Origin of the sequence: Burkholderia sp. AU4i (assembly GCF_000466765.1) — a bacterium.
GTDB lineage: Bacteria > Pseudomonadota > Gammaproteobacteria > Burkholderiales > Burkholderiaceae > Burkholderia > Burkholderia cepacia.
In genome coordinates this window covers 42,254-49,740 of record NZ_ASSI01000086.1, presented here as the reverse complement: position 1 = coordinate 49,740, position 7,487 = coordinate 42,254, and the positions used below count along the sequence as shown (strand labels likewise).

Below are 7,487 nucleotides of genomic sequence, written 5' to 3'. Positions count from 1 at the left end.
CGACGGGCGCGACCGTCGCGGGGCCGTCGGTGCCGGGCGTGCCGGACGCGCCGGCGGGCGCATCCATGTCGCCACCGCAGCCGGCGAGCCAGCCCGTGCCGACCAGTGCGGCGCCATACGACAGGAATTTCCGGCGTTCTTTCGACGTCATGTGGTTGTCTCCCGGATGATGCCGCCATCGTCGCGGGCACGCGTGCGGTGCGAGACCATACGCGCGCCGATCACGTTCACTGCGCGCCGGCCCGGTGCATGCGCATCACCGTCGACGGACTGCCGGCCGTCATCTGCGTATAGTCCGCGTTCGGCCCGGACGGCGGCGTCAGGTTGTCGGCGGCTGCCCATTGCGTCGGCGCCGCCGACAGCGTGTAGCTCATCGTGCCGCCATTCGCGATCTTGCCCAGCGGCAGCCATGAGCCCGCGTAGTCCGCGCCGTTCACCTTCAGCGACTGGATATACGCAAACGACGGGTGCCCCGCACCGTCCATCGCCACCTGCTTGTCGCTTTCGAGCCGCAGCGTCTTGCCGTTGCCGAACCAGACGGTGATCCCGCTGAACTGCGGCGTGGACAGCGCGAGCCCCGCTTCCGACGGAATCACCGGGAACATGCCGAGTGCCGCCCACACGTACCAGCTCGACGTCGCCCCCATGTCGTCGTTGCCCGGCAACCCGTCGCGCGCGGTCGTGAACGCCTTCGACATGATGATCGGCAGGATGTACTGCGCACCGCTCGGCTGCCCGGCCCAGTTGTAGCCCCACGGCGACTGGAACGACGGTTCGTTGCCGATGTACAGGCCGGTGGACGATTCGCCGCCGTTCAGGTCGCCGGAGGCCGGCACGGTCGAGAACGGCGTCGTGACCGCAAACAGCGTGTTCAGCCGCGCGACGGCCGCCTGCTTGCCGCCGATCGCGTCGATCAGCGCGCTCCAGTCCTGCGCGAAGGTCCAGAAGTAGTTCGGCTCGGTCGATTCATGGAACGAACCCTGCACGAGCGTCCCCAGCGTGCCCGGCGCCGAGCCGGCCGGCGGCGCATTGCGCGCGGCGATCACCTTGTTCGTGTAGTCGAAGATGTTGCGCCACCACCCGGCCCGCGTGTACAGCGTGCCGATGTTGTCGGGCGTCACGCCGACCGACGGCGCGTTCAGCACGCTGGCGGGCAATGCCTGCAAAAACGCGGCCGCGGAACGATCGCTCAGCACGCGCTCGATGGTGGCCGAGGACGAGTGACCGTCGTCGCCCTGCGACAGGTAGTGGGCCGTCAGGAAGTTGGCGAGCCCCGCGGCGCTCGTGCGGTCGTTGCATGCGCTCGACGGATCGAACACCGACTGCTTCGTCAGCCGCGCCGCCGACACCAGATCGAAATCGGTCGCGCCGAACTTGTACGCGCCGGCGATCACGTTCAGCGCGTTGTCGCCGGCCATCGGCGTCGAATCGTCGCTGCCGTCGACCCAGTGCGGGAACGCGCCGCACTGAAGCCCGTCGACCACGAGCGACTGCATCATGTCGCTCGTTTCCTTTGGCGCGAGCAGCGCCAGCAACTGCGTCTGCGACCGGTACGTATCCCACAGCGAGAAGCCCGTGTAGTGGTTGCCCGCGCCGCCCTGCGATCCGTCCGTGCGCCGGAATGCGTAGTCGCCGACCTTTGCCGTCGCGCGCTGCGGAACGGTGCCGGTCTGGTCGACCGACGCCGGATAGCCGCCGCTCGCGTTCCTCGGCTGGCGCATGCTGCGGAATTCGCCGTTCGTGTCGCTGTAGAGCGTCGGCGTGCCGAACACGCGATAGAGCGCGGTGTAGAACTTCGTCAGGTTCGCCTTCTGCGTCGCGTTCAGCGATGCGGGCGCGGCGGCCTGGTCGATCTGGATCGTGTTGAGCCGGTCGTTCCACAAGCCGGACGCGTTGTTGCGCGCGTCGTCGAACGCGAGCTTTTCGCCTTCGGCTTTCAGGTTGGCCTGCGCATTCTGGATGCTGACGGACGAGACCCCGACCTTCACGGTGACGGTGCGGTCCGCGTCGGTCAGGTCGAATTGCAACGTCGCCGCGCCGTTGCTGACGGTATTCACCGCCGACGTGCCCGCCTGCTTGCGCAGCGGCTTGTCGAAGGTCGCGTAGAAATACACGGGCGCGTTCCACACCGTGCCGTACGGCGTGCAGAACGCCGGCGCGACGGCCTGCCCGCTCATCGACCTGCCGTCGCTCGCGAGCGCCAGCGCGACGTTGCTGGCGGTGACCTTCGTGCTGCCCGAATCGCTGTTGCCGTTCAGCTTCGCGTCGATCGAGAAGAAACCCTTGTCCTTGTCCGTGTACGTGAAGCGCGCGATGCCGGAACGCGCCGTCGCGCTCAGCTCCGTGACGATGCCGTTCGCGAGGCGGACCTTGTAGTACCCGGGTTCGGCCGTTTCATCCGCATAGCTGTACCCGATTCCGGTCGGCTGGCCTCCCGACGCGATCGCCTTCGCCGCATCGGACGGCAGCATCGCGACCGTGCCCTGCCCCGGGCACCCGACACCGCTCAGGTGGGTCACGCTGAAGAAGTCGATCGTGCCGCCCGCCCCGCCCGTCGACAGGTAGCCGCCCGAGCCGTTGAAGTCGTAGCGCGGCGTGTTGGGCCCGAAATTCACCATCCCGAACGGCACCATCGCGCCCGGGCTCACGTTGCCCGCGTAACCCGAGTCCGAGTTGACCTGCGTGCCGATGAGCGGGTTGACGAACCGGGTCAGCTGCATGTTGGTGCGCCTGGGCGGCGCCGGCTGATCGGGCTGCGACGGCCGGGACGGTTCCGGGGACGGCGGCACGGCCGACGGCGTGTCTCCCGCGCCGTTACTGGCCGTCTGAACGCTGTTCACGTCGTCGCCGCCGCACGCGGCAAGCGCCGCGCAAGTCAGCGCGGCGACGAGCAAGAGTCGTGGATGTCTCATTTTTTCGTTTAGTACCGTTAATCAAAACGATTGTTCCGGCGCCGCGATCATCCGGCACGCCGCGCGGCTTGCGGCCCTGCGCGGCACATCGATGCCGCGCGGCGTGACGCCGACTTGCCTCCAGGCGACGTCACGCCGGCTCGTTACATGCGAATACCCCGCGACGATCATTGCCGCCGCAACCATCGCTTCCGCCGCCCTGTTTCCGGGAACGTTACATCCTTCCCAGTGGCTTACAGTGCAACAGCAACTGTTTATTCACCACGAGAAGTTTCCCGAATTTTCAGTTTGTTTAACTAAACAATCGGGCGTTAAGCAGATCGGGATACGCATCTCCGCCATTTGTTGCGTTGCAACGGCGGCGCACCGGGAGGTGCATTGACAGGCGCCCGGCGAACCCGGGCGCCGCATGAACGTGGAGAACTGGACGAACGGATGCCGTGCGCGTCAGCGCGGCAACGTCCGCAACGACGACGGCCCGCCCGTCAGCGCGATCCGCTTGCCCGTATCGCGCAGCTTGCCGCCTTCCACCGCATAGAACGCCAGTTGCCGCTCGACGTTGAACTGCACGATCACGTGCCGGCTGTCCGCGGTGAACACGACGCCTTGCGCGGCTTCGCCGCCGGGCACCTCGCTCACCTTCACGGCCTGCCCGTTACGGATTTCGAACAGCAGCACCTTGCCGATCTTGTGGCGGCCCGGATTGTCGGCCGTCAGGTTCGAACCGTCCATCGCCTGCACGGCGATCCACTTCCCGTCCGGCGAAATCGCGACACCTTCCGGCAGCGACGGCACCGTCAGGTACTGGACCGTGCGGAACGGCACGCGCGACACGTCGATCAGCGCGACCGAATCGGCATCGCCCGCGAGCGTGCCCGTATAACCCGGCAGCCCGGCCAGCCCCACGTTGCTGACGACGGCCCAGCGGTTGTCGCTCGACACGTCGATCGTGTAAGGCGCGACGCCTGTGCTCAGGCGCGACCCGCTGTCGGTCACCTTGCCGTCGTCGACGTTCAGCACCGCGATGCCCTGCTCGTCGCGCAGCGACACGAGCGCATGCTTGCCGTCGTGCGTGAAGCTGATCCCGGCCAGCCGCTTCTTGCCGATCTTCAGGCTGCCGTCGAGCGTCACCTGCGTGCCGTCGATGCGAAGGATCGACACGCTGCCGTCGACGTTCGCGACGAGCGCGAGCTTGCCCGAGCGGTCGATCGCGATCCCCTGCGGATGCGTGCCGAGCTCGATGCGCGTGACCGACGGCGGCGCGGCGTCGAGATTCACGACCTGCAGGAACGTGTCGAACACGAGCTGCTTCGCGGCCGTGTCGTAGCGCGTCGGCGCGCCGACAAGCGCGAGCTTCGCGTCGGGCGTGATCGCGACGGCCTGCGGCGGCCCCTGGATGCCGTTCTCGACGTCGACCTGCCGCGCGACCTTCGGCGGGAACGCGCTGGCGTCGAGCAGCGTCAGCGTGTCGGCGGGCGGCGACGCGAGATAGGTGTCGCGGCCCTCGACGCGCTGGTACTTGCCGTCGTTGCCGGACACGATCCAGTCGGCGGCGTGCGCGGCAACGGCCGTCGTGGCGAGCGTCAGCGCGGCGAGCAGGCGCGCGCTGCGCGGGCGGAAAGGATTCGAATGCATGGCGGTCGGTTCTCCGGATCGGTTGCGGATGCAATGGTTGGCTCGACCCTGCTGCTCGACGGGTCGAAACCACCGCATGATGCCCGAAAGCCGCCGGATCCGGCGTCCCGCACCCGGTTCGTTTCGGTCAACCCGTCCGTCGCGCGCCGGACGGCCACTCGCCGACGTCATCGAGCGGATACACCGGCCGCGCCAGCCGCTCGTAGTGAAACAGCCCGTAGTCCGAGCTCGTCACGCCGCGGCTGTCGCACTCGACCAGCGCGGCCGCGATCGGCACGAACACCGGCCGGCAATACATCCGCGATTTCAGCAGCAGGAAGCGTGCGCGGCGCGGATCGACGCCGACGCTCTCGAACACGCCGAGGTCCCACGGTTCCTGCGTACGCTCGGTGATGACGAGCGTGGCCGCGCCGATATCGAGCACGGCCGTGCGGCCCATATAGGCGCGCTGGCCCGTGTAAGTCGGCCCCGTGATCACGTATTCGCCGTCGGTGAGCGCACGCACGATGCCGGTCGCGCGAAACGGCTCGCGCCGCACGCCGCCGTGCGACGGCAGGCGGTTGCCGACCGACACCGTCACGGTCGCGCCGACTCCCGCGTCGATCAGCGCCGCAACGGCCTGCGGGTCGCACAGCGGCCCGCTGACGATGCCGTCGAGGCCCTGCGCGAGCGCGGCTTCGAGCAGGTCCATCGTGTCGCATGGGCCACCCGACATGCAGTTGTCGCCGTGATCGAGCATCAGCACGGGGCGATCCGCGTCGCGCGCGAGCGCTGCCGCCTGCGCGACCGATTCGGCGAGCGACGCGCTGCGATAGACGAATTCGTCGCGCGCGTCCCAGATCTGCCGCGCGATGCGCTCGGCCGCCGCGTCGGCCGCGGCGCGGTCGCCGTCGGCCACCACCACGACACTGATGCACGGCGCGGGAATGTCCGCGAGCGAGAAACCCGGCAGCACCGATACCGCGAGCATCCCGTCGGCCTCGGCCGCGCGCGCGGCCTCCACCGCGCGCTTCATCGCGCCTTCCGCGCTCGCGCTGCGCAGCGTCGACGTCATCAGCGGCGGCTGCCGCCACGCGAGCACGGGCCGCGCGCGACCGTGAAGCCGGTCGAATAGCAACCGCGCCGCATGCTCGCCGGTCTCGTACATGTCGACGTGCGGATAAGTCTTGAAACTGACGATCACGTCCGCGTGATCGATCATCTTCTGCGTGACGTTCGCGTGCAGGTCGAGCGCGACCGCGATCGGCGCATCGGGCAGCGCCGCGCGCACGCGTTCGAGCAGGTCGCCCTCGCCGTCCGCGCTCTGCTCGGCGACCATCGCGCCGTGCAGGTCGAGCATCACGGCATCGCAACCCGGCGCCGCCGCGACGATCGCGTCGCAGATCGCCGCATACGCGTCGGCCGCAACCGGCCCGCTCGGGTTCGCGGCCGCCGATACGGGCGTGACGATCCCGGCACCTTCACGCTCGGCCGCGTCGAGGAACGCGGCCATCGCGGTGCGCATCCCGCGATTCGCGCGATACGCATCGTCGCCCCAGTCGGGGCCGTTGCGGCCGAACGCGGCGAGCGGCGTCGGCACCGGCGAGAACGTGTTCGTCTCGTGGTTCATCCGGGCGATCAGGATCTTCATCGTGTACTGCCCTTCGCGATCCCGGCCGCGCCCAGCATCGCCTGCAGCAGCACGTTGCAGCCGGCTTCCAGATGCACCGGATCGGCGTCCTCGATCTCGTTGTGGCTGATCCCGTCCTTGCACGGCACGAAGATCATCGCGGTCGGCGCAACGCGCGCGAGATATACAGCGTCGTGGCCCGCGCCGCTGATCACGTTCATCGACGACAGCCCGAGCGCGTTCGCGCCGGCGCGAACCTGCTCGACCAGCGTCGCATCGAACGGCTGCGGCGGAAAATACACGACCTGCTCGACGTCGATCCGCATGTCGGCCGCTGCGCCCAGGTCGGCGCACGCCGCGCGCAGTTGCGCATCCATCGCCGTCAGCGTCGCGTCGTCAGCCGCGCGCAGGTCGACGGTCAGCGTCACGCGGCCCGGAATCACGTTGCGCGAATTCGGGTGCACGTCGACCCAGCCGACCGTGCCGCGTCCGTGCGGCGGATGCGCGAGCGCAATGGCGTTCACCGCGCGCACCAGATCGGCCGCGACCAGCAGCGCGTCGCGTCGCAACGCCATCGGCGTCGGGCCCGCGTGCGCCTCCATGCCGTGCACGGTCACGTCGTACCAGCGCTGCCCGAGTGCGCCCTCGACCACGCCGATCGTCGTGTCGTGCGCCTCCAGCACCGGCCCCTGCTCGATATGCGCTTCGAAATACGCGCCGACCGGATGCGCGCCGTGCCCGCCGTCCGCATGGCCCGCATACCCGATCGCGGCAAGTGCGTCGCGCACCGACACGCCGTCGCGATCGCTTTGCGCGAGCGCATGGTCGAGCGTGAACGCGCCCGCGAACACGCCGGAGCCCATCATCACGGGCACGAAGCGCGAGCCTTCCTCGTTGGTCCAGACGGCGACCTCGAGCGGCGCGGGCGTGCGCACGCCCGCGTCGTCGAGCGTGCGCAGCACTTCGAGGCCCGCGAGCACGCCGTAGTTGCCGTCGAACTTGCCGCCGGTCGGCTGCGTGTCGATATGGCTGCCCGTCGTCACGGGCGGCAGGTCGTCGCGTTCGCCGGCCCGCCGCGCGAAGATGTTGCCGATCGCATCGACGCGCACCGTGCAGCCGGTTTCCTTCGCCCACGCGACAAACAGGTCGCGCGCCTCGCGATCGAGTTCGGTGAGCGCGAGGCGGCATACGCCGCCCTTGTCGGTCGCGCCGATCCGCGCGAGACGCATCAGGCTGTCCCACAGCCGCGCGCCGTCGACGCGCAAGCCGGACGCCGCGGCGCCCGGTGTCGAATCCTGAACTTGCATCGATGGATTTCCTCGCAATGAAAG

Annotated in this window: 4 protein-coding genes; all 4 read right to left on the bottom strand. The window is 69.0% G+C overall.

Annotated features, from left to right (window positions below; translation table 11 throughout):
- Positions 1 to 227 precede the first annotated feature (227 nt).
- Positions 228 to 2,912 (bottom strand): GH92 family glycosyl hydrolase, encoded by a 2,685-nt coding sequence (locus L810_RS20250; protein ID WP_021160145.1) that lies wholly within the window; start codon positions 2,910 to 2,912, stop codon positions 228 to 230.
- Positions 2,913 to 3,359: 447 nt separating this feature from the next.
- Complete coding sequence (locus L810_RS20245) at positions 3,360 to 4,547, bottom strand: beta-propeller fold lactonase family protein (protein WP_021160143.1); 1,188 nt, start codon at positions 4,545 to 4,547, stop codon at positions 3,360 to 3,362.
- Between the two features lie 127 nt (positions 4,548 to 4,674).
- Positions 4,675 to 6,177, bottom strand: coding sequence for a M81 family metallopeptidase (locus L810_RS20240; protein WP_021160142.1), 1,503 nt, complete (start codon positions 6,175 to 6,177; stop codon positions 4,675 to 4,677).
- Positions 6,174 to 7,463: a Zn-dependent hydrolase gene (locus L810_RS20235; protein WP_021160141.1), complete on the bottom strand. Its 1,290-nt coding sequence runs from the start codon at positions 7,461 to 7,463 to the stop codon at positions 6,174 to 6,176. The genes L810_RS20240 and L810_RS20235 overlap by 4 nt, the downstream gene beginning before the upstream one ends.
- Positions 7,464 to 7,487 lie beyond the last annotated feature (24 nt).